A 21,570-nucleotide genomic window follows, 5' to 3' on the forward strand; every position below is an offset into this window, starting at 1 on the left:
GGTCCATCGCCTCGTGGAAACGCTGAACCACTCAATTTCTATGTCTTGACGCAATTCCGAACGGAAAACCGTTTCACACTTTTCCCGGAAGCCTACCGCTTCAGCACGTCGACGCCGGGCAAAGGCTTGCCTTCCATCCATTCCAGGAAGGCACCGCCGGCGGTCGAGACATAGGTGAAGTCGTCGGCGACGCCAGCGTGGTTGAGCGCTGCCACCGTATCGCCGCCACCGGCGACGGACACCAGCTTGCCGGCCTTGGTGCGCGCCGCCGCGTGCTTGGCCGCGGCCACCGTCGCGTGGTCGAAGGGCTCGATTTCGAAGGCACCGAGCGGGCCGTTCCAGACCAGCGTCGCCGCGCGGTCGATCCATTCGCCGATCGTCGTCACGGTTTTTGCGCCGACATCCAGGATCATGCCGTCCGCCGGCACGTCCGAGATGGCGACGGTCTCGCAGGCGGCACCCGCCTTGAACTCCTTGGCGACGACGCCATCGACCGGGAGGATGATGGCGCAGCCTGCCTCGGCCGCCTCGATCATGATCTGCTTGGCGGTTGGTGCCAGATCATGCTCACACAGCGACTTGCCGACATCGGTGCCGCGCGCGGCGAGGAAGGTGTTGGCCATGCCGCCGCCGATGACCAGCGCGTCGACCTTCTTCACCAGGTTCATCAACAGGTCGATCTTGGTCGAGACCTTGGCGCCGCCGACGATGGCGACGACCGGCCGGACCGGATTGCCCAGGCCCTTCTCCAGCGCCTCGAGTTCGGCCTGCATGGTGCGGCCGGCAAAGGCCGGCAACAGGCGCGCCAGCCCTTCGGTGGAAGAGTGGGCGCGGTGGGCCGCCGAGAAGGCGTCGTTGACGAAGATATCGCCATTGGCGGCGAGCCGATCGGTGAAGGCGTGGTCGTTTTTCTCCTCGGCCTTATGGAAGCGGGTGTTTTCGAGCAGCAGCACGTCGCCCTTGTTCATGGCGGCAACGGCGCTGCCTGCCGTGTCGCCGACGCAATCGCTGGCGAAGCCCACTGGGCGCCCAAGCACTTCAGCCGTGGCTTTTGCAATCGGCTCCAGCGAGAATTCGCGCGAGGGGCCATCCTTGGGGCGGCCGAAATGGGCGAGCAGGATGACCTTGGCGCCCTTGCTGGACAGTTCGGCGATGGTCGGCGCGATACGCTCGATGCGCGTGGCGTCGGTGACCTTGCCGTCGGCGACGGGAACGTTGAGGTCGACGCGCACCAGCACGCGCTTGCCGCTGATGTTGCCGATATCGTCCAGTGTCTTGAAGGCAGCCATGCCGGTCCCTTTCCTTGGAAATCGCCGGGACCATACCCCGCATCGGCGGCGATGCAAGGCTTTGACAGGGCGGAGCGCGAAATTTTGAGGCCGGCGTGGACATAGTCCGTGAAGACCGCCTCAGGGCGGACGGCGGCGGAGAAACGAGCGCCGTCGTCAGTTCCCGGTCGTCGCCTTTTCAACCGGTGGCTCGGCGGCGTCGTCAGTCCGTGCCGGCGCTGCCCGCGTCTGCGCCGGCTTGCGCCAGTTGCGGATAAAGGCGCTCAAACGGTCGCCCATCTCGCCGGCGCTGAGGAAGACCGGCACCCGCGCCACCGGCGCGGTCGGCTCAAAGGAAAGGCCAAGGCCCGTGATCCTGCCCTTGTCGTCGACATCCCTGACGATCAGCTCGATTGGACCGAGCAGCACGCGGTCGGCATATTCGGCATGGCCGCCGAGCCGCGCCGTGACGAGCGCGCCGACGGTGAGCTTCTGCTCCGCCTCGGTCAGGCCCGGCGTGTAGGCGGCTTCCAGTTCGGCGGCGGAGCGCGCCGGGTCGACGGCGAAGGCGCCAAAGAAATCGGCATCCTCGGGATCGACCACGGCCCGGCTGGCGAACAGCTTGTCGAGCAGGCGAGGATAGCGGTCCGGCACGAAGATGTAGACCTGATCGCCGGCGGCCAGCCGCCCCATGTCCTGGAAACGCATCGACCGGCCGTCACGCAGGACCAGCGAGGGACGGGCCCAGCGCGGAATGCGTTCGCCGCGCGCCACCGGACTGCCTTGAGCCACGCGATAGGCGAGAAGCTCGTGATGGGCGGAACCGGGAAGCTCCAGTTCGACCTTGTCCAGTGGCCCGAGCCGCGCCGGCACGATGAGGCCGAGCCGGCGCGCCAGCGGGCCAACGGTCCAGCCCTGGATGACCAGCGAAACCAGGACGATCATGAAGGCGGCGTTGAAGATGGTGCGGCCGTTCTCCAGCCCACCGAGCAGCGGGGTGATGGCGAGCAGGATCGAGACGGCGCCGCGCAGGCCGACCCAGGAGACGAAGGCGACTTCGGGGCGCGGCAGGCGGAACGGGATCAAGCAGAGCCAGACCGCGACCGGTCTCGCCACGAACATCAGGAACAGGCCGAGCAGCACCGCCGGCACCATGATCGCCGGAAATTGCGAGGGCGTCGCGAACAGGCCGAGGATCAGGAACATGATGATCTGGGCCAGCCACGACATGCCGTCCTGGAAGCGCTTCAGGATGGTGACGGCGCGGATGTCGGAATTGCCTGATATGAGGCCGGCGAGATAGACCGCCAGGAAGCCCGAGCCGCCGATCGCGCCGGCGGCGGCGAAGACCATCAGCGACAGGGTCAGCACGAAGATCGGCAGCAGGCCATGATCGAGATTGAGCCGGTCGACGAGGCGCACGATGGCAAGGCCGCCCAGCACGCCGACAAGGGCGCCGAGACCCATATTGATGACGAAGCCGAGGATCAGGTTGGTGACCAGGACATTGGCTTCGGGGTTCGCATGCGCGGCGATGATCTCGACCAGCGTGATGGTCAGGAAGATGGCGATCGGGTCATTGGTGCCGGACTCCACCTCGAGCGTGGAGCGCACGCGCTCGCGCAGATTGATCTCGCCGGCGCGCAGCAGGAAGAACACCGCCGCGGCGTCGGTCGAGGCGACGGCGGCGCCGAGCAGGAAGGATTCCAGCCAGGAGAGGTTGAGCATGTAGCGGGCGGCGGCTCCGAACAGGCCCGTGGTCAGCACCACGCCGACCGTGGCCAATGACAGGGCCGGCCCCGCGGCCTGCCGCAAGGCGTTGAGCGGCGTGCCGAAGCCGGAATCGAACAGGATGATGGCCAGCGCCAGTGAGCCGGCAAAATAGGCGACACGGGCATTGTCGAATTCGATGCCGAGGCCGTCGGTTCCGGTGGCGAGCCCGATGCAGAGAAACAGAAGGAGGAGGGGGGCGCCGAAGCGGAAGGCGATCAGGCTCGAAAACGCGGCGGCGACAACGAGCGCCGTGCCGACCAGCGTAACGAGATAGATCGCGTGCTCCATCCGTGATTTGCCCCTCGAATTCCTCTGCTTTCTCGCTTTACGGGAGAGTGGGGCGAAGGCATGGCCAGTGCAAGGCGGGCGGATGGTTTTTTGCCCAATGCCGCTGATTTTCGACGGTTCTGGAGTTGTTGCTTCGGCAAACGAAAACGCCCGGCCGAAGCCGGGCGTTTCTGATCTGTCGAAGACTGGCCTGCGATCAGGCGATGGTCTTGCCGAAAGCGACGGCGGTATCGGACATGCGGTTGGAGAAGCCCCACTCGTTGTCGTACCACGACAGCACGGAGACGAAGTTGCCGTCCATCACCTTGGTCTGGTCGAGCGCCATGATCGAGGAATGCGGATCGTGGTTGAAGTCGATCGAGACGTTCGGATGATGGGTGACCGACAGCACGCCCTTCAGCTTGCCGTTCGAGGCGGCGATGACCGCGTCGTTGATTTCCTGCACCGTGGTCGGTCGCTTGGCGATGAACTTGAAATCGACGACCGAGACGTTCGGGGTCGGCACGCGGATCGAGATACCGTCGAGCTTGCCCTTGAGGTCGGGGAGCACAAGGCCGATCGCCTTGGCGGCGCCGGTCGAGGTCGGGATCTGCGAAAGGGCCGCGGCGCGGGCGCGGTAGAGATCCTTGTGCATGGTGTCCAGCGTCGGCTGATCGCCGGTGTAGGAGTGGATCGTCGTCATCATGCCTTTTTCGATGCCGACCGTCTCGTGCAGCACGGCCGCCAGCGGCGCAAGGCAGTTGGTGGTGCAGGACGCGTTCGAGATGACGATATGGTCCTTGGTCAGCTTGTCGTGGTTGATGCCGTAGACGACGGTGAGGTCGGCACCTTCGGCGGGAGCCGAAACGAGGACGCGCTTGGCGCCGGCGGTCAGGTGCGCGGCGGCCTTGTCGCGGGCGGTGAAGATACCGGTGCATTCGAGCGCGATGTCGACGCCCAGTTCCTTCCACGGCAGCTGCGTCGGATCCTTGATCGCGGTGACCTTGAACTTCTCCTTGCCGACCGTGATCTGGTCGCCGGAAACGGACACTTCATGGGGAAAGCGGCCATGCACGCTGTCAAAGCGCAAGAGATGCGCATTGGTCTCGACCGGGCCAAGATCATTGACGGCGACGACCTCGATGTCCTTGCGGCCGGATTCATGGATGGCGCGCAGGATATTGCGGCCGATGCGGCCGAATCCGTTGATGGCAACTCTGACAGTCATTTTTCTCTCCCGGGGAGCTGGAGGGCGGACAATTGGTCCGCAGCTTCATAGCGGCGGACGGGCAAAGAATCCAGCCGCAGCGGCATGGATTTAAATCGATTAGGTTGGTCCAGGCCCGCGAAATCGCCTCAGGCGACCTCGCGGTGGGACCAAGCCTTATTTGCCGTGCAGGCGAGCTTCGGCTGCCTTGGCGGCCGCCTCGGCGGTGATGCCAAAATGCGGATAGAGCTGTTCAATGGTGCCCGAGGCGCCGAAGCCGGTCATGCCGACGAAGATGCCGTCGGAGCCGATGAAGTGATCCCAGCCCTGGCGGATACCGGCTTCGATCGCCATCCTGATCGGCGCGTTGCCGATCGTCTTCTTGCGGTAGTCGTCGCTCTGCTTGTCGAACAGTTCGAAGCAGGGAACGGAGACGACGCGGGTCGGGTGGCCGTGCTTTTCCAGCAGGTCGCGGGCGCCGAGCGCGATCTCGACCTCGGAGCCGCTGGCGAATATGGTCACCGCCGCCTCGCCGCTGGCGGCGGCGAGCTCATAGGCGCCCTGGCTGCTCAGGTTCTTTTCGGTGAACTCGGTGCGCACGGTCGGCAGGTTCTGACGGGTCAGCGCCAGCGTTGACGGCGTCTTTTCGGATTCGATGGCGATCTGCCAGCATTCGGCGGCTTCGACCGCGTCGGCCGGGCGGAAGACATTGTGGTTCGGGATGGCACGCAATGCCGCCAGATGCTCGACCGGCTGGTGGGTCGGACCGTCTTCGCCCAGACCGATGGAATCATGGGTCATGACGAAGATCGAGCGGATGCCCATCAGTGAGGAAAGCCGCATTGCGGGGCGGGCGTAGTCGGAGAAGCAGAGGAACGTGCCGCCATAGGCGATGAGGCCGCCATGCAGCGTCAGGCCGTTGATCGCGGCGGCCATGCCGTGCTCGCGGATGCCGTAGTGGACATAGCGCTGGCCGTAGTCATCAGGCGTGATGTTCTTGGTCTGGCTGGTCTTGGTGTTGTTGGAGCCGGTCAGATCGGCCGAACCGCCGATGGTTTCGGGCACGGCGCCGTTGATGACCTCCAGCGCCATTTCCGACGATTTGCGGGTGGCGACCTTCGGCTTGTCGACGGACAGCTTTTTCTTGTAGTCGGCGATGACGGCGTCGAAGTTGGACGGCAGTTTGCCGGCGAGACGGCGCTCGAACTCGGCCTTCAGCTTGGCGTCGGCCTTGGCGAGGCGGCCTTCCCAGTCGGTGCGGGCCTTGACGCCAGCCTTACCGGCGGTGCGCCAGGCGTCGAGGATATCGGCCGGGATTTCGAAGGGCGGCGAGTCCCAGTTGAAGAACTTGCGGGCGCCGGCGATCTCGTCGGCGCCGAGCGGCGAGCCGTGCGCCTTGTTGGTGCCGGCCTTGGTCGGCGCGCCGAAGCCGATGGTCGTCTTGCAGGCGATCATCGTCGGCTTGTCGGAATGGCGGGCGGCTTCGATGGCATAGGCGATCGCTTCCGGATCCGTGCCGTCGATATGGCTGGCGTTCCAGCCCGAGGCCTGGAAGCGGGCGACCTGGTCGGTGTTGTCGGCCAGCGATACCGGGCCGTCGATCGAGATGTTGTTGTTGTCCCAGAAGACGATCAGCTTGTTGAGCTTGAGGTGCCCGGCAAGCGCGACGGCTTCCTGGCTGACGCCTTCCATCAGGCAGCCGTCGCCGGCCAGCACATAGGTGTAGTGGTCGACGAGGTCGTTGCCGAAGGCGGCGTTCATGATGCGCTCGCCGAGGGCGAAGCCGACCGAATTGGCGAGGCCCTGGCCGAGCGGGCCGGTTGTGGTTTCAATGCCGGTGGCGTGACCGTATTCGGGATGGCCGGCGGTCTTCGAGCCCAACTGGCGGAAGTGCTTGATCTGGTCGATGGTCATGTCTTCGTAGCCGGTCAGGTGCAGCAGCGAATAGAGCAGCATCGAGCCATGGCCAGCCGACAGGATGAAGCGGTCGCGGTCGGGCCAGTGCGGCGCCTTGGGGTCATATTTTAGGAAGCGGGTGAACAGTACCGTGGCGATGTCGGCGCAGCCCATGGGCAGGCCGGGATGCCCGGAATTCGCCTTCTCGACGGCGTCCATGGAGAGAAAACGGATCGCATTGGCCATCCGGTCATGTTGTTCACGCGACGTCATGGTTCCTCCGGAGTGAGGGTTTGGGACTTGGGAGAGCCCTTGAAAAGGGTGCGCGACACATAGCAGGCGCGGGTTTTTAGTCAACAAATCGGGTGCACATTTGCCGGTCTTGTGCTGCCGGCGGCGGGCCTACATTAGCGTTAGCGGGGGACAGTCGCGAGAGCTTTGTTGACGTCGCCTTCACCCGGTGCCTAATGTTTCGGGGATAACGCGTTCTGAACGCGAACGATTCGGTGATGGGCAGGGCACAGGACGAAGGCCATGACCGGGGAAACCACGCTCAAGGAAGTGATCGCAAGGCTGGGCAAGGCCATTGAAGGGCTGGAAAATGCCGTCGCGGCCAAGCTGGAGCATGAACGCGACTATTCGGAAGCCGAGGCCGAGGTGCAGCGGATGAATGCCGACCGCTCGCGGCTGGCGCAGGAACTCGACAATTCCGAAGCGCGCGCCGAACGGCTGGAAGATGCCAACAAGGAAGTATCGCGACGGCTGGTGACCGCCATGGAAACCATCCGCGCCGTGTTGGACAGATAGGAGCTGGCCCATGGCACAGGTCACGGTTTCAATCGACGGCAAGCAATATCGCATGGCCTGCGACGAGGGCCAGGAAGAGCATCTGATCGACCTTGCCGAGCGCTTCGACCGATATGTCTCGCATCTGAAGGATTCTTTTGGCGAGATCGGCGACCAGCGCCTGACCGTGATGGCCGGGATCATGGTGATGGACGAGCTTTCGGAACTGCAGAAACGCGTCAAGGGTATGGAAAGCGAAGTGCTGACCTTGCGCAAGACCCGCGACGAGGCGCTGACCAAGGCTGACAGGAACGACAGCGTGCTGACCAACGCGCTTGGGGCGCTGGCGCAACGCATGGAGGATCTGACGGTGACGCTGGCGATCAACAAGGCCTGATCGCTCTTCCAAAGTCGAACCCCTCTGGGCGTTATGGGTTCAGCGTATATCTGAAAACTCTTGCCGTCCCTGCCATGAAGGACGGAGATTTTTCGCCGCCAGCGCTGTCGCTGGCGGCTTTAAGCATTTTGTAGGTCGCTGCCGAGGGTGCTAGAAAGGGTGCCGAGCCGCGGCAGTGGGTTGGCGGCATTTGTCACAAGGTAGGGATAAGCCATGAGCCTTCGTATCAACGACATTGCACCGGATTTCACCGCGGAGACCACGCAAGGGACGATCAAGTTCCATGACTGGATCGGCGACGGCTGGGCGATCCTGTTCAGCCATCCAAAGAATTTCACGCCGGTCTGCACGACCGAACTTGGCACGATGGCGGGGCTCGAAGGCGAGTTCAAGAAGCGCAACGTCAAGATCATCGGCATTTCGGTCGATCCGGTCGCGAGCCACGAAAAATGGCAGGCCGACATCAAGACGGCGACCGGCCATTCGGTTCACTATCCGCTGATCGGCGACAAGGACCTCAAGGTCGCCAAGCTCTACGACATGCTGCCGGCAGGCGCTGGCGAGACGTCGGAAGGCCGCACGCCCGCCGACAACGCCACCGTGCGCTCGGTCTATGTCATCGGGCCGGACAAGAAGATCAAGCTGGTGCTGACCTATCCGATGACCACGGGCCGCAACTTCGACGAGATTCTGCGCGCGGTCGATTCCATGCAACTGACCGCCAAGCATCAGGTGGCGACGCCGGCGAACTGGAAGCAGGGCGAGGACGTCATCATCACCGCCGCTGTTTCCAACGAGGATGCGATCAAGCGCTTCGGCGCCTACGAGACCATCCTACCCTATCTCAGGAAGACCAAGCAGCCGTCCGCCTGAAACCGCCGCCGGAAGGGTTTTTGCCTTTTCCTTCCTCGCGGGCCAAGTCATGCTTGACTGGCCCGCCTGGGTGGATAACCATGCCTCTATCGGAGCTCGGCGGAGAAAATCGTTCCTGCCGGTAATGGGTTGGGGAAGCTCGCTTTGGACGTGGCTTTGGCAAGACCGCAGGTCAGGGGTTTCTATGACAAGCCGACGGGGGCCGTGCAGTATGTCGTCGCCGATCCGGCGACGAGGCGGTGCGCCATTATCGACCCGATTCTCGATTTCGACGAGAGATCCGGCGCAACGGCAACAAGGAGCGCCGACGCGGTGCTCGATTTTGTCAGGGAAAACGGGCTGGAACTCGAGTGGATCCTCGACACCCACCCCCATGCCGACCATTTCTCGGCCGCGCACTATCTGAGAGAGAAGACAGGAGCGCCGATGGCGATCGGCGACAGGATCGTCGACGTCCAGGCACTGTGGAAAGTGATCTACAACTGGCCGGATTTTCCGGCCGACGGCTCGCAATGGGACAGGCTGTTCGGGCAAGGCGAGACCTTCCGAGTCGGGACCATCCCGGTCAAGGTGCTGTTCTCGCCCGGACACACGCTGGCCTCGATCACCTATGTGGTTGGGGATGCCGCCTTCGTGCATGACACGCTGTTCATGCCGGACAGCGGCACGGCGCGGGCGGATTTCCCCGGCGGCAGTGCCGTGCGGCTGTGGCGCTCGATCCAGGAAATCCTGGCGCTGCCCGACGAGACGCGCGTGTTCGTCGGCCACGATTATCAGGCCGGTGGCCGCGAGCCCCTGTGGGAAAGTACAGTCGCCGCGCAGAAGGCTAGCAACATCCATCTCGTTGCCGCACACAGCGAGGCCGAGTTCGTCGCCCTGCGCGAGGCGCGCGACCGGACATTGCCGATGCCGCGACTGATCCTGCATGCCTTGCAGATCAACATGAATGGCGGGCGCCTGCCGGAACCCGAGGCCAATGGCCGGCGGTATCTGAAGTTTCCCTTGGATGGGCTGTAGGTAGCGCTACATGCCGGCACTCGAGGCTCTAAGGCAGATGCCGTCAGTGAAACTGCTGATCTCGCAAGGGAGGAGATTAGCTGTCGCCTCGTTTTCGCCAACTACCACCCGAACACAAAAAAAGCGGCGCCAGTTTCCTGACACCGCTTTCTGTTTCTAACCGAACCCGAAGTTAAGCCGCCGGCTGCGCCTCGATGGTGCGCAGCGCCTGGGTCTGGCGCTTGGCGGCGGCCTTGACCGCGTCCTGCACCTTCTCGAAGGCGCGCACCTCGATCTGGCGCACGCGCTCGCGGCTGATGTCGAACTCGGCCGACAGCTCTTCCAGGGTCAGCGGCTCCTCGGCGAGGCGACGGGCCTCGAAGATGCGCCGCTCGCGATCGTTGAGCACGGCAAGAGCGCCCGACAGCATGCCGCGCCGGTTCTCCAGCTCGTCCTGCTCGATCAGCATCTCTTCCTGGCTTTCGTGGTCATCGACCAGCCAGTCCTGCCATTCACCGGACTCGCCTTCCGTCGCGCGGATCGGCGCGTTGAGCGAGGCGTCGCCCGACAGGCGGCGATTCATCGACACGACTTCGGCTTCGGAAACGTTCAGCCGCGTGGCGATCTCGGCGATCTGGTCGGGCTTGAGGTCGCCGTCGTCCAGCGCCTGGATCTTGCCCTTCACCTTGCGCAGGTTGAAGAACAGACGCTTCTGGTTGGCGGTCGTGCCCATCTTGACCAGGCTCCACGAGCGCAGGATGTATTCCTGGATCGAGGCCTTGATCCACCACATGGCGTAGGTCGCGAGACGGAAGCCACGCTCGGGTTCGAATTTCTTGACGGCCTGCATCAGGCCGACATTGCCTTCCGAGATCACTTCGCCGATCGGCAGGCCGTAGCCGCGATAGCCCATGGCGATCTTGGCGACGAGCCTCAGATGGCTGGTGACGAGCTTGTGCGCGGCGGAAGTGTCTTCATGCTCGGCATAACGCTTGGCGAGCATGTACTCTTCCTGCGGCTGAAGCATGGGAAAGCGGCGGATTTCTTCCAGGTAGCGGCTGAGGCCGCCTTCGCCGGAAACGATACTGGGTAGTGACTGGGCCATGATAGCGCCCCCTCTCTATTGGAGTGATGCCCCCGAAACGCGGCAGGCATGTGACGCGAGCACCGAAAGGCTCGCTCGCGACATCGGATGTATACAGGAACAAAACCAGAAAAGACAGGCATTTGTTCAACACGAAACAGTGTGTCACGCTGAAGTGAACAATGCCAGTCAGGTTTTTTGATGGCTGGTTTCGAGCTTGTTGATGGCAGGTTCAGAGATCGCGGAAGCCGCCGACGAGTTCCTCCATGTCCTCCGGCATCGGCGCCTCGAACCTCATCGTTAGATGGGTATCGGGATGGCGAAATGCAAGGAGCCAGGCATGCAAAGCCTGCCGGGAAAATGCCTTGACCTGACTTTTCAGCGGTTCCGGCAGCCGATTGGCCTTGGTGCGGAAGGCCTGGCCGTAGTCCGGATCGCCGATCACCGGGTGGCCGACGTGGGCCATGTGGACGCGGATCTGGTGGGTGCGGCCGGTTTCCAGCCGGCATTCGACAAGGCTTGCGGTGGCGAATTCCCGCTGGTTCTCGCCGAAGCGCTCCTGCACGGCGAAGTGGGTGACGGCATGGCGTGCGTCGTCACGCCCTTCCGGCACCACGGCACGACGCACCCGGTCGGCGGCACGGCCGAGCGGTGCATCGACCGTTCCGGTCGCCCTTTGCGGTATGCCCCAGACCAAAGCCAGATAGGCGCGTTCGAGATCGCCGGTCCGGCCGTGATCGGCGAAGGCTTCGGACAGTGCCTTGTGGGCGCGGTCGGTCTTGGCCACCACCATGACGCCGCTGGTTTCCTTGTCGAGGCGATGGACAATGCCGGGCCGGCGCACGCCGCCAATGCCCGACAGGCTGTCGCCGCAGTGGTGGATCAGCGCATTGACCAGCGTGCCGGTCCAGTTGCCGGCGCCGGGATGCACGACGAGCCCCGCCGGCTTGTTGACGACGATCAGCGCATCGTCCTCGTAGAGCACATCGAGCGCAATGTTTTCACCCCGTGGCGAGGCCGGCTCCGGTTCCGGCATGGCGACCGATACGCTTTCGCCTGGTGTCATCTTGCGCTTGGTCTCGTCGACCGGCCTGCCGTCGATCATCACCGCGCCCTGCCGGATCAGCATCTGCACGCGGCTGCGCGACATGTCCGGGCCGAGCTGGGCGGCCAGCCATTGATCCAGGCGCTGGCCGGCCGCATCCGCGCCCGCCACAAGCACGGTCGGCGCGGCCGCCATGATTTGGTCCTCTATCAATTGGTCCTCTATTAATTCGGGGGCCTCTTCGTTATGAGCGCTCATCGAAAAAAGTTCCGGAACTGTTTGCCATGGTCAGGCCAATCGCCGACGAAGATCAGGAAAAGCCGCTCGACCCTGAAGTCGAAAAGGTTCGCAGGAAACTCGTCCGTTTCGTCGGGATCAATCTCGGCCTGCTGTTTCTTGCCCTTATGGTGGTGATCGGAGCCCTTGTCTACAAAGCGCGCAACACACCGCCGGCGAACCCGTCGCTGGCCGGCGACGTCCAGGCACCCGCGGGCGAGCCGATCAGCGGCGACATCGTGCTACCGGTCGGCGCCAAGGTGGTCAGCCAGTCGCTATCCGGCAATCGCATCTCGATCGATGCCGAGCTTGCCGACGGCGGTCGTACGATCTTCGTCTACGACACGGCGGAGCGCCGGCTGATCGGCCGTTTTGCAATTCGCAACAAATAGGCCGGCCGCAACAATGACCGGGTTTGCCGAACACCGCCGTGTCGCGACCGTTGCGCTGGTCGTGGCCAACTATGACGAGGCGATTGCCTGGTATGTCGGGCGGCTGGGCTTCCGGCTCGCCGAGGATGTCGATCTCGGCGACGGCAAGCGCTGGGTGACGGTGGCGCCGGCCAACGGGCAGGGCGCCAGGCTGCTCCTGGCCGAGGCATCGGACGAGGCGCAGAGGAAAAGCATCGGCAACCAGACCGGCGGGCGGGTTTTCCTGTTCCTCGAAACCGATGACTTCGCGCGTGACCATGCGGCGATGCGGGAACAGGGCGTCGAATTCCGCGAGGCGCCGCGTTTCGAGCCCTATGGCACGGTGGCGGTTTTCGCCGATCTGCACGGCAATCTCTGGGACCTCATCGAGCCCAAGCGATAACGCGCGAGCAGCTTTTTGTTCGATGCGGTAAAGCGGCCGAACCCCAGTTGCTTTTTGTCGGCCGTCAGCCTATATCGCCGGTTCTTGAGCGCGCCCATCGTCTAGCGGTCAGGACACCGCCCTCTCACGGCGGGAACAGGGGTTCGATTCCCCTTGGGCGTACCAGGACATATCAAGCACTTAGCTCTGACCAGCGGAAAACCGTCAAAATAGCGGTTAAAAGCTTGCGCCCCCACCACCCTCGGTGCAGCGAGCCGGCCGATCGTCGAACGGATTCGTAACCCGTCAACCCGGTGTCATCAATTGACCGAATCCCCCCAATTTAAGTCAGGCCGCAATGCTTGAAAGCATAGCGATTTCTGTTAGTTGCGGTGCGGGGTTGCATCCGCGGCAGCGCGGATTTTGGGTTGGGGTAGAGTTGGAATGGCCTCGGTGAAGATGATATGCCCGCGCTGCCATGGCTGCGGCAAGGTTTTCGATTGCTCAAGATGGTGTGCCTCAAAAGGACATTGCTGTCCGCCAGGGACGCATCAGACCGGTTGCCCCGGGAAGACCCTCGCCTGTACCGAGTGTGACGGCCTGGGGATGCTGGCGGAAACGGAGCTTAGGGCTGTCGTATAGCCTGGCTTCGGTCCGGAAGGGATGAGGGCGGTTTCGCGTTGCGATTGTGCCCTGCATCATCTGGAAAAGCCCTCGACCTTTCACGCCAAGGCCCTTGCACCGCCGCGCATCGCCAGGAATCGTTGCTTCTGGCGCCGCGGGGCTGATTGCATTAGCATCACGTCATGGATCTTGAAGCCCGGCTCAGGCGGCGCGCAGAACGTCGGATGCCGGGCAAGGTCCGCACGGGCAGCTGATGCCGCGGGAGAGGCCAATGCAGAAACTGCAATCGCAGGGCGTTCATCACATCACGCTGGTCGGTGCCGGGCGCCAGACCTCAATCGATTTCTGGGAAGGCGTGCTTGGCATGCCGTTCATTTTCGAACAGCCCAACCTCGACAAGGCCAGCGAGAGCCATCTGTATTTCGACCCGGGCGACGGCCGGCTGATCACCGTCTTCACCGATGAGAGCCGTACGCCGCAGAAGCGGCGCACGCCGACCGATCCGGGCTGCGTCCATCACATCGCGTTTGCGGTGTCGCGCGTCACCTTCCTGCAGGCGGTCGCCCGGCTCGACGAGCGCGATATCAAGCACAGCGGCGTCAAGGATCGCGGCTTCATGGATTCGATCTATTTCGAGGATCCGCTCGGCCTGCTGATCGAACTCGCCTCCTACCGCTTCGAGCCGCCGGCGGGCTTTACCCATGCCGACGTCCTGATGGAAGCGCACAGGCTGCGCTTGGCGCGAGGCGACTACAATATCGCGGAAGCGCATCTCGCAGACGCGGTTCAGGTGCTCGTCGAGCGTTCCCGAGCAACCTTGTCGAATGACCGGACACCGAAGAATCCATACTGAACGGATCAGAGGGAGGAGCAAATGGCGAAGACAGCGAAGAGTGCGAAGAAACCCGCGGCGAAAGCAGTGGCCAAGCCGGCGGTGAAATCAGCGGCAAAGCCGGCGGCCAAGGCCACTGCCAGGCCCGCTGCGAAGGCCAAAGCGAAACCGGCGAAGAAACCTGCCGTGAAGCTCAGCATGCTGAAACCCAGCGTCAACAACATGACTGTACGGGTGTTCGCGCGCGCGGCCGGGCTGGATGCCGCCGAGACCGATGCCTGGGGCCATACGCGCTCGCCCGAATTCACCGCGCGAAACCCGTCCCATTTGACGCCGATGATCGAGGACAAGGGCCTTCCCAGAGGTGTGTTGTGGGAAAGCTGCGCCATCATGCAGTATCTCGCAAACAAACACGGGCTGGAGAAATTCTACCCCAAGGCGCCGGCCAAGCGGGCCATGGTCGACAGCGCCATGTTCTACCTGGTGGGTACGCTCTACCCGTATGTGGCGCGCGCCACCTATCCGTTGCTCGGCTTCCCGCAATATGCCGGCGAGGTCGGCCACAGCGACGCCCACCCGGACAAGAAGTCCGAAGCGCAGAAGGCCGCCATGGCCGCTATCGCCGAGCCGCTGGAGGTCTTCCACAGCTTCTTCAGGGACGGCAAGCCGTTCATCGGCGGCAAGCATCCGTCGATCGCCGACATCCGGCTGGCGGCGACGCTCGAATTCCTGGCGGTCATCGACTACCCGCTGCCCAAATGGGCGAAAGAGTACATGGCGACGATCGAGAAGAAGCTCGGCAAGGCCTATGCCGAGCCGGCCGGCGACGTGCGTGGCTATATCGCCCATGTGAGGTCGCAGGCGAGGGCCTGAGGTTAAGGGTTCGTTAACCAAGGCCCTGTCTACTGTCGGGAATTCACCGCGCGACCACGGATGTACTGGCGCAATATCGGTGAAAGGAAAGGTCGGCTCATTGCCGGCCTTTTGCTTTTCGGCCTCATGCCGGAACATCACGGGACAGCGATCAGGCAACGCCAGAACATCAACTTTTTGCGCCGGGATATTGTCATTGCCGGCGTTGGCTCTAACATCCCTTCCAGCGGGTCCGGCAAGGAATGTCGGCCAAGGAATGTCGGCTGGGAGCGAGATGAGGGCTTGCAATGAAAAGCATGGCGGCAACGCTGATCATCGCCGGCGGAATGCTGGTTGGCACGCTCCTCCCGTCGCATGCCGCAACGCTCAACACGATGGATGATGTCGGGGCAGCGATTCAGGCGTGCTGGACGCCGCCGCCCGATGCCGGGGATTCGACCGTAACCCTGAGCTTCAGTTTCAAGCGTGACGGCACGCTGATCGGTGCGCCGCGGCCGACCGCCGCCAAGGTGGCCGGCGACGACAAGGCGCGGAAGTCGTTCATCGACGCGGCGGTCGCGGCGGTCAAGAATTGCACGCCGCTGACCTTTTCGCCGACGCTGGCTCAAGGCATAGGCGGCAACGTCTTCACGCTGCAATTCGTCTCGCCGAAGAAATAGCCGTTCTCGCAGGTTTTCCGGTTTGCGGGAGTGGCCGGCATAGCCTGCCGCCGATGGGGCCGGGAAAGCTCACATATATATCAACGCTCCGGCGACGGCTTCCAGCTCTGCCGGGTCGGCTTTTCGGGGGAGCCCCCGGTCAATGGCTCAAGCGCCGTACCTTGGCATGCCGTGCCAGGTCCGGTGTCTCGAAGACATAGTCGCTCCACGCCGATTCCGGGATTTGCCCGGCCAGATAGCACTCCAGCAACAGGTTTTGCTCGGGAGTGAGCGGCCTTGGCGCGCGCTCGTGATCCAGCCCCAGGGAATGAAAAAGGTTCCTTGTCAGTTCCGATACCGTGAAGTGGATCGACATCCGCGTTCTCCTTTGCCCCTTCAACGCCGCAACCCGGGCAAGGTTTCAGGAGCAGGCCCCGGTAACGACGGATTGATCGTTCGCCCGGTAAACAGCGCAAATGCACGGCGCGAAGTGCCACGGCCGGCTTCTTCAACGCTTGCGCGGACCCTGCAAGTAACTGGACGGAAGGTGCAGCGCCCTACGCTCCGGGTATCGCCCAGCGGCAGTCGATCGAGGCCGGCAAGCGGCCGGTGCGCGTGGTCGGCCCGGCACTTCCCGGCTGAATGACCATCGGCGTCTCGTATTCAGCGGTTGACCGGCAGCAAGGAGCCTGCCGCTTGCCCCGATAGAACCGTGATCTGCCTGGAACAGCCGCGTGCTTGCGGCGTTGTGATCGACACCAGCCGGGAGAGACGCCATGGCCACGTTCAGGGAAATGAGGGTTCTGGAGATTGTCGAGGACGGCTCACTGACCAAGGATGAGAAGATCGCTGAACTGCGCAAGATCGAATCCGAGGCACGCGGGCTGCAGCGAGCCGCGTCGGAAAGCCCGATGGGCGAAGATGATGGCTGGCAGGACGATTTGCGCCAGGTTCGGCTTGCGCTCGACAAACTAGGGGCAAAGGAGCCGAAGAAGGGCGCGGCATCGCTATAGGTGCGCTGTTTGCCACAAATCGAGCAATTCCGAGCGGAAAGCTGCTTTGCAGCTTTGCGAGGATTGCTCTAGTCGCAGACCATGCGAACCCTTTCGCCTGGCGCGCTCACATTCCTGCAGGCCAGTTGCCTTTCCGGCCCGGAGGATGGCGGAGACGGCGGCGAAAGCCTCGTCTGGCGACGTCCCTGCATGGCCGGCTTCACGACCTTGCGTTCGGAAAACTGCCCGGGCTGCCGTGGCGGCACCGGAATGGCGCCATTGTCGACCTGCGGTTGGTAATCGACATTGGGCGGCGGCCGATCCCAGAAACGCCTGGCGTCCAGCGGTCGCGGGATGATGACCGTGCCGTCATAGCTTCGCGAGCAGCCGCCGCCGAAAAGCAGCGTAACGCCCAGCAAGAAAGGCCCTATCCGTCCATACATTAGCAACACCCCTGCGCGGGCTTATAACGCGGCCTTGGTCCACCAGACAACCGGACGGAATAACGCAGCAGGAACCGCTCGGTTGCTCCGTTAAGGTTAGCGGATCGTTAATGCTTGTCGGGCACATTCCGCCGACGAACCGCGGAGGGAGGGTTCGACCTTGGTTTTCGGGGTGGGGACAGCATGGCGGAAGCGGACGAAGCAATCGGCGCGCGCGGCAAGGGCGGGGCAGGCAAGGCAACAGCGGACGGCGGCGACAGGTCATCGTGCACGCCCGACCTGGATTGCGCCGACGCGCTCCGCCAACTTGTCGAGCTGGGCTCGGACTGGGTCTGGGAAACCGACGACGAGCTGCGCTTTTCCTGGCTTTCGCCGAACTATCAGGCTGCCACCGGTATCGATCCAGCCAATGTGCTTGGCCGGTTCCGCTTCGATTTCCTCAACCAGGTCCTGAAGGGCAAGCGCAGCGCGGCAGCGCATCTGGAAGATCTGCAGGCGCACCGGCCATTCCGCGACTTCATCTACGAACTGAAGGGAGGCCGCGACGACTGCCGCTGGGTGCTGACGTCGGGCTTTCCACGGTTCGACAGTGAAGGAAAGTTTGCCGGCTATCGCGGCATAGGCCGCAATGTCACCGCGCTCGCCAGCGCCTTCGGAGACAGTGAGCCGAAGCAGGGCGAACGATTTTCTTCGGAAAGCCTCGCCAACCTTCGCGCGATGGTCGATTCAATGCCGATCGGCGTGGTCGTCCTCGATGCCGACATGCGTGCCGAGGTGATCAATCGCGCCTTCTATGAATTCTGGAAGATCGATCCCACTCGCGCCGGCGTCGGCTCGGCCTTCCGCGATCTGATGGAGGCCAGCCGCGCCCTCGATCCCTACGGCGCCGATGAAGTTGCCTGGCAACGCCACACCGCCGAGCGCGAAGCCGAAATCAGGGCCGGTGTCCCCGGTTCCAGACGATTGCGCCACAATGACGGGCGCACGCTGGTCGCATCGCTGGCACCGCTGGCCGGCGGCAAGCGGCTCATTTCCTATGTCGACGCCACCGACATGAAGAGCCGTGAAACCGAGCTCGCCGACGCGCTGGAAAAGGCGCGGCTGGCGGAGGCGGTGATCAACGCGGTCGAGAATCCGATTTTCGTCAAGGACGATCATCTGAGGTTCGTCTTCGTCAACGAGGCGTTCGCGGCGCTGTTTGGCCAGACGCCGCAAGCCATGCTTGGCAAGCCTGGCGACGATTTCCTGAGCCCGGCCGAGGCCGCGCTCTTTGAACGCAGCGAGCGGGAAGTCCTGTCGACCGGACAAATCTACGAAGTCGAGGAAAATTTCGAGGACGAAGGTGTTGCCCGCTCGCGTATCGTCCGGAAAAACCGCGTCCGCATGGCAAGCGGCCGCGACTATGTCGCCGGTTTTCTCTTCGACATCTCGGAGATGAAGCGGCGTGAGACCGAGGCGCAGGATGCGCGCAAGCATTTGGCCAGCGTGCTGGAATCGCTACCGGCCGGCGTGATCATCTACGATCGCGATGACAATTTCGTCTTCGCCAACCGCAAGATGAAGGATGCGGTTCCGCAACTGGAGACGGTATGGCAACCCGGCCGCACCTTCCGGGAAGCGTTGGCATCCGGCAATTCCGCCGGTCATTTCCGCCAGAGCGGCGATCCGGAGCTCGACAAGCTCTACGACAGCGATCCGCAGCGTTGGGTCGATGGGGTCCTCGCGCGGTGCCGCCTGCCCAGCGCGTCGTTCGAGCGCGTCAATCCCGACGGCAGCTGGCATCAGGTCTACGACATGCGCACCGATGACGGCACGTTCATCGGCGTGCGCGTCGACATCACAGGCATCAAGAGCCGCGAGGCGGCGCTGCGCGACTCGATGCGACAGATCGATCTTTTCCGGCACGTCATGGACGAGTTGCCGGTGGCAGCCTTCATCAAGGCCCAGGACCTCAGCATCGAATTCGTCAACAAGGCCTGGTGCGCTATTACAGGCCTGGCCAAGGAAGACGTCATCGGCCGGACCGACCGCCAGCTGTTCGGCGCCGAGGCGGCGAAAAGCTACGGCCATGACGACAGCGATGTCGTGGCGACCGGCAGCGTGCGCGAGGTCGAGGAGCCCGTCACCCATCGCGACGGCACGGTGCGGCAGCTGATGACGCGCAAAAGCCGCCTGGTGGCCATCGACGGATCGGTGCATCTGGTCGGTTCCAGCACCGACATCACCGAGGTCAAGGCACGCGAGCAGGCTCTGGAAGAGAGCATGCGCGAGAACGAGGTGTTTCGCAGCCTGATCGACAATGTGCCGGTGTCGATCTACGCCAAGCGCTCCGATCTCAGGCAGTTCTACGTCAACAAGGGCTGGTGTGATCTCACCGGCTTCAGCAAGGAAGAAGCGATCGGCAAGACCGATGTCGAGATCTTCGGGCCGGATGGCGAAGCCTTCGTGGCCGGCGATCTGGCCGTGCTGCGCACCGGCGAAACCCAGGAGATCGAGGAGACGGTGCGGCTTGCCGACGGCAGCGTCAGGCACCAGTTCGCCCGCAAGGGCGCGATGATCGCCTCCGACGGTTCGCTCTACCTGATCGGTTCGACCACCGACATCACCGAGCTGAAGCAGCGCGAGGCGGAACTCAGCGAAGCGCGCCAGCGCGCCGTGCTCGCCGACCGCGCCAAATCGGAATTCCTCGCCAATATGAGCCACGAGATCCGCACGCCGATGAACGGTGTGCTGGGCATGGCCGAACTCCTTGCCAAATCCAATCTCGATGCGAAGCAGAAGACGTTCACCGACATCATCGTCAAATCGGGCAACGCGCTTTTGACGATCATCAACGACATTCTGGATTTCTCCAAGATCGATGCCGGCCAGCTGGTGCTGGACCCGGCGCCCTTCAACCTTGCCGAGGCGATCGAGGACGTGGCGACGCTGGTGTCGACACGCGCCAAGGAAAAGGATCTCGAGCTCATCGTGCGCATCGAGCCGGGGCTCGAAAGCCTGTTCATCGGCGATGTCGGCCGCATCAGGCAGATCGTCACCAACCTGGTCGGCAACGCGGTGAAATTCACCGACGAAGGCCATGTTCTGGTCGATGTGACCGGCGAGAGGATCCCGACCGGAACCAGGTTGACGATCTCCGTCACCGACACAGGCATCGGTATCCCCGAGGACAAGCTGAAGCAGGTGTTCGAAAAATTCAGCCAGGTCGACACGTCCTCGACAAGGCGGCACGAAGGCACCGGGCTCGGCCTTGCCATCACCTCGCGGCTGGTCGAGCTGATGGGCGGCACAATCGGTGTCGAGAGCGCCGAGGGCAAGGGCTCGACTTTCTGGTTCACGGTGACGCTGCCCAGGGCCGAACAACAGCATGGGCAGCGCATCATGCCGGTGGACGTCACGGGCGCGCGCGTGCTGATCGTCGACGACAATGCCGTCAACCGCGCAATCCTGACCGAGCAGATGACGTCATGGACGTTCGATTCCTGCGCGGCCGAAAGCGGCGCCGAGGGGCTGAAGGTGCTGATCGCCGCGGCCGCCTATGGCGTGCCCGTCGATTGTGTCGTGCTCGACTACCAGATGCCCGGGATGAGCGGCGCCGAAATGGCCCGCATCGTGCGCAACACCGAAGGCCTCGCCGACACACCGATCATCATGCTGACCTCGGTCGACCAGTCGCTCGCCAACACCAGCTACCGCGATCTCGGAATAGACGCCCAGTTGATCAAGCCGGCGCGCTCCTCGGCGCTTCTGGAAACGCTGGTCGGGACCATCCAGCGCCATCGCCATACGACGAACGGCAACGCCCAGCCGCCTGCAGACGAGGGCCTCGGCGCTTCCCAGCGGCCGCCGCTGGCGGCGTCCGAACAACGCTCGCAATTGCAGCCGCCGCCGGTCCGGCCGAGGCTTCCCGCCACGGGCGGTGGCGGACATCGGCTGGATATCCTCGTGGCCGAGGACAACGAGGTGAACCAGATGGTCTTCACTCAAATTCTCGGCGAGACCAGCTATGGTTTCGAGATTGTCGGCAATGGCCGCAAGGCGCTCGACGCCTTCGGCAGGCTCAATCCGTGCATGATCCTGATGGACGTCTCGATGCCGGAGATGAGCGGGCTGGAGGCGACCGCCGCGATCCGTCGGCTGGAACAGGAAATCGGCACGCATGTGCCGATCGTGGGCGTCACCGCGCACGCGCTCAAGGGCGATCGCGAACGATGCCTGGAGGCGGGCATGGACGATTATCTGCCCAAGCCGATCAGCCCGAGGGCCCTGCTGGAGAAAGTCGAGCGCTGGATCAGCGCCGGCCAACAGGTCCAGCGCAACGCGGGATAGCACCGCGTCGGCCGGTTCCAGCAATCCGAAGAGGCGTTGCCGGAGGGAATCAGTCGGGATTTGCTGCTACCCCTGCGTGCAAAGACTATGGTGTGATCGCACCATATCAAAGGCGGTGCTTAGCCGGGACAATGGCAACATCGAATTCCGCTCTTCTCAGTTACGGGCGGGAGCAGCGA

The 21,570-nt window shown here is 63.4% G+C and carries 20 protein-coding genes and 1 tRNA gene; 13 read left to right on the plus strand and 8 right to left on the minus strand.

Features of this window, described 5'->3' with window-relative positions; genetic code table 11:
- Positions 1–92: 92 nt before the first annotated feature.
- From FJ930_RS01075 to tkt, 4 genes are all read right to left on the minus strand, one after another.
- Positions 93–1,289, minus strand: a complete 1,197-nt coding sequence (locus FJ930_RS01075; RefSeq protein WP_140749164.1) for a phosphoglycerate kinase — start codon at positions 1,287–1,289, stop codon at positions 93–95.
- A gap of 156 nt (positions 1,290–1,445) precedes the next feature.
- Positions 1,446–3,329 (minus strand): potassium/proton antiporter, encoded by a 1,884-nt coding sequence (locus FJ930_RS01080; protein WP_141833848.1) that lies wholly within the window; start codon positions 3,327–3,329, stop codon positions 1,446–1,448.
- A gap of 196 nt (positions 3,330–3,525) precedes the next feature.
- The gene (gap, locus tag FJ930_RS01085) at positions 3,526–4,536 is read right to left on the minus strand and encodes a type I glyceraldehyde-3-phosphate dehydrogenase (protein WP_141833851.1); all 1,011 of its coding nucleotides are present in this window, start codon (positions 4,534–4,536) and stop codon (positions 3,526–3,528) included.
- A 156-nt stretch (positions 4,537–4,692) separates the two neighbouring features.
- A complete protein-coding gene (tkt, locus tag FJ930_RS01090) occupies positions 4,693–6,684 on the minus strand; it encodes a transketolase (protein WP_140749155.1) in 1,992 nt (663 codons plus the stop codon).
- A gap of 261 nt (positions 6,685–6,945) precedes the next feature.
- Between tkt and FJ930_RS01095 the strand changes: the two genes are divergently transcribed.
- From FJ930_RS01095 to FJ930_RS01110, 4 genes are all read left to right on the plus strand, one after another.
- Positions 6,946–7,218 (plus strand): DUF4164 domain-containing protein, encoded by a 273-nt coding sequence (locus tag FJ930_RS01095; RefSeq protein WP_006200774.1) that lies wholly within the window; start codon positions 6,946–6,948, stop codon positions 7,216–7,218.
- Positions 7,219–7,228: 10 nt separating this feature from the next.
- Positions 7,229–7,594 carry a cell division protein ZapA gene (locus FJ930_RS01100; RefSeq protein WP_140608902.1) on the plus strand — a complete coding sequence of 122 codons (366 nt, stop codon included), beginning with the start codon at positions 7,229–7,231 and terminating at the stop codon, positions 7,592–7,594.
- A gap of 213 nt (positions 7,595–7,807) precedes the next feature.
- Positions 7,808–8,467 carry a peroxiredoxin gene (locus FJ930_RS01105; RefSeq protein WP_140749152.1) on the plus strand — a complete coding sequence of 220 codons (660 nt, stop codon included), beginning with the start codon at positions 7,808–7,810 and terminating at the stop codon, positions 8,465–8,467.
- A 156-nt stretch (positions 8,468–8,623) separates the two neighbouring features.
- On the plus strand, positions 8,624–9,484 hold the full coding sequence (locus tag FJ930_RS01110; protein WP_246676781.1) for an MBL fold metallo-hydrolase: 861 nt from the start codon (positions 8,624–8,626) through the stop codon (positions 9,482–9,484).
- 172 nt (positions 9,485–9,656) lie between these two features.
- Here FJ930_RS01110 and rpoH read toward each other — a convergent pair whose 3' ends face one another.
- Both rpoH and FJ930_RS01120 read right to left on the minus strand, forming a co-directional pair.
- Positions 9,657–10,568, minus strand: coding sequence for an RNA polymerase sigma factor RpoH (gene rpoH / locus FJ930_RS01115; protein ID WP_027053961.1), 912 nt, complete (start codon positions 10,566–10,568; stop codon positions 9,657–9,659).
- Between the two features lie 211 nt (positions 10,569–10,779).
- A complete protein-coding gene (locus tag FJ930_RS01120; RefSeq protein ID WP_141833857.1) occupies positions 10,780–11,850 on the minus strand; it encodes an RluA family pseudouridine synthase in 1,071 nt (356 codons plus the stop codon).
- Positions 11,851–11,876: 26 nt separating this feature from the next.
- Between FJ930_RS01120 and FJ930_RS01125 the strand changes: the two genes are divergently transcribed.
- From FJ930_RS01125 to FJ930_RS01155, 7 genes are all read left to right on the plus strand, one after another.
- Entirely contained in the window at positions 11,877–12,260 is a 384-nt protein-coding gene (locus FJ930_RS01125) for a fimbrial protein (protein ID WP_140749143.1), read from the plus strand.
- 13 nt (positions 12,261–12,273) lie between these two features.
- Positions 12,274–12,681, plus strand: coding sequence for a VOC family protein (locus FJ930_RS01130; protein WP_141833860.1), 408 nt, complete (start codon positions 12,274–12,276; stop codon positions 12,679–12,681).
- Positions 12,682–12,771: 90 nt separating this feature from the next.
- Positions 12,772–12,846, plus strand: a tRNA-Glu gene (locus tag FJ930_RS01135).
- A gap of 709 nt (positions 12,847–13,555) precedes the next feature.
- Complete coding sequence (locus FJ930_RS01140; RefSeq protein WP_140743042.1) at positions 13,556–14,137, plus strand: VOC family protein; 582 nt, start codon at positions 13,556–13,558, stop codon at positions 14,135–14,137.
- 21 nt (positions 14,138–14,158) lie between these two features.
- Complete coding sequence (locus tag FJ930_RS01145) at positions 14,159–14,989, plus strand: glutathione S-transferase family protein (RefSeq protein WP_141833863.1); 831 nt, start codon at positions 14,159–14,161, stop codon at positions 14,987–14,989.
- Positions 14,990–15,049: 60 nt separating this feature from the next.
- Entirely contained in the window at positions 15,050–15,280 is a 231-nt protein-coding gene (locus tag FJ930_RS01150; RefSeq protein ID WP_141833866.1) for a hypothetical protein, read from the plus strand.
- Positions 15,277–15,648 carry a cell envelope integrity protein TolA gene (locus FJ930_RS01155; RefSeq protein WP_140743036.1) on the plus strand — a complete coding sequence of 124 codons (372 nt, stop codon included), beginning with the start codon at positions 15,277–15,279 and terminating at the stop codon, positions 15,646–15,648. The genes FJ930_RS01150 and FJ930_RS01155 overlap by 4 nt, the downstream gene beginning before the upstream one ends.
- A gap of 139 nt (positions 15,649–15,787) precedes the next feature.
- Here the strand turns inward: FJ930_RS01155 and FJ930_RS01160 are convergent, their stop codons facing one another.
- On the minus strand, positions 15,788–16,003 hold the full coding sequence (locus tag FJ930_RS01160; protein ID WP_140699521.1) for a hypothetical protein: 216 nt from the start codon (positions 16,001–16,003) through the stop codon (positions 15,788–15,790).
- A gap of 400 nt (positions 16,004–16,403) precedes the next feature.
- Between FJ930_RS01160 and FJ930_RS01165 the strand changes: the two genes are divergently transcribed.
- Positions 16,404–16,640 (plus strand): hypothetical protein, encoded by a 237-nt coding sequence (locus FJ930_RS01165; protein ID WP_140608882.1) that lies wholly within the window; start codon positions 16,404–16,406, stop codon positions 16,638–16,640.
- A gap of 68 nt (positions 16,641–16,708) precedes the next feature.
- On the opposite strand, the gene FJ930_RS01170 is transcribed toward FJ930_RS01165, so the two are convergent.
- Positions 16,709–17,038, minus strand: coding sequence for a hypothetical protein (locus FJ930_RS01170; protein ID WP_246676782.1), 330 nt, complete (start codon positions 17,036–17,038; stop codon positions 16,709–16,711).
- A gap of 207 nt (positions 17,039–17,245) precedes the next feature.
- Here FJ930_RS01170 and FJ930_RS01175 point away from each other — a divergent pair, with 207 nt between their 5' ends.
- Positions 17,246–21,391: a PAS domain-containing protein gene (locus FJ930_RS01175; RefSeq protein ID WP_141833872.1), complete on the plus strand. Its 4,146-nt coding sequence runs from the start codon at positions 17,246–17,248 to the stop codon at positions 21,389–21,391.
- Positions 21,392–21,570 lie beyond the last annotated feature (179 nt).

It is taken from the genome of Mesorhizobium sp. B2-4-15 (assembly GCF_006658505.1).
Classification (GTDB): Bacteria; Pseudomonadota; Alphaproteobacteria; order Rhizobiales; family Rhizobiaceae; genus Mesorhizobium.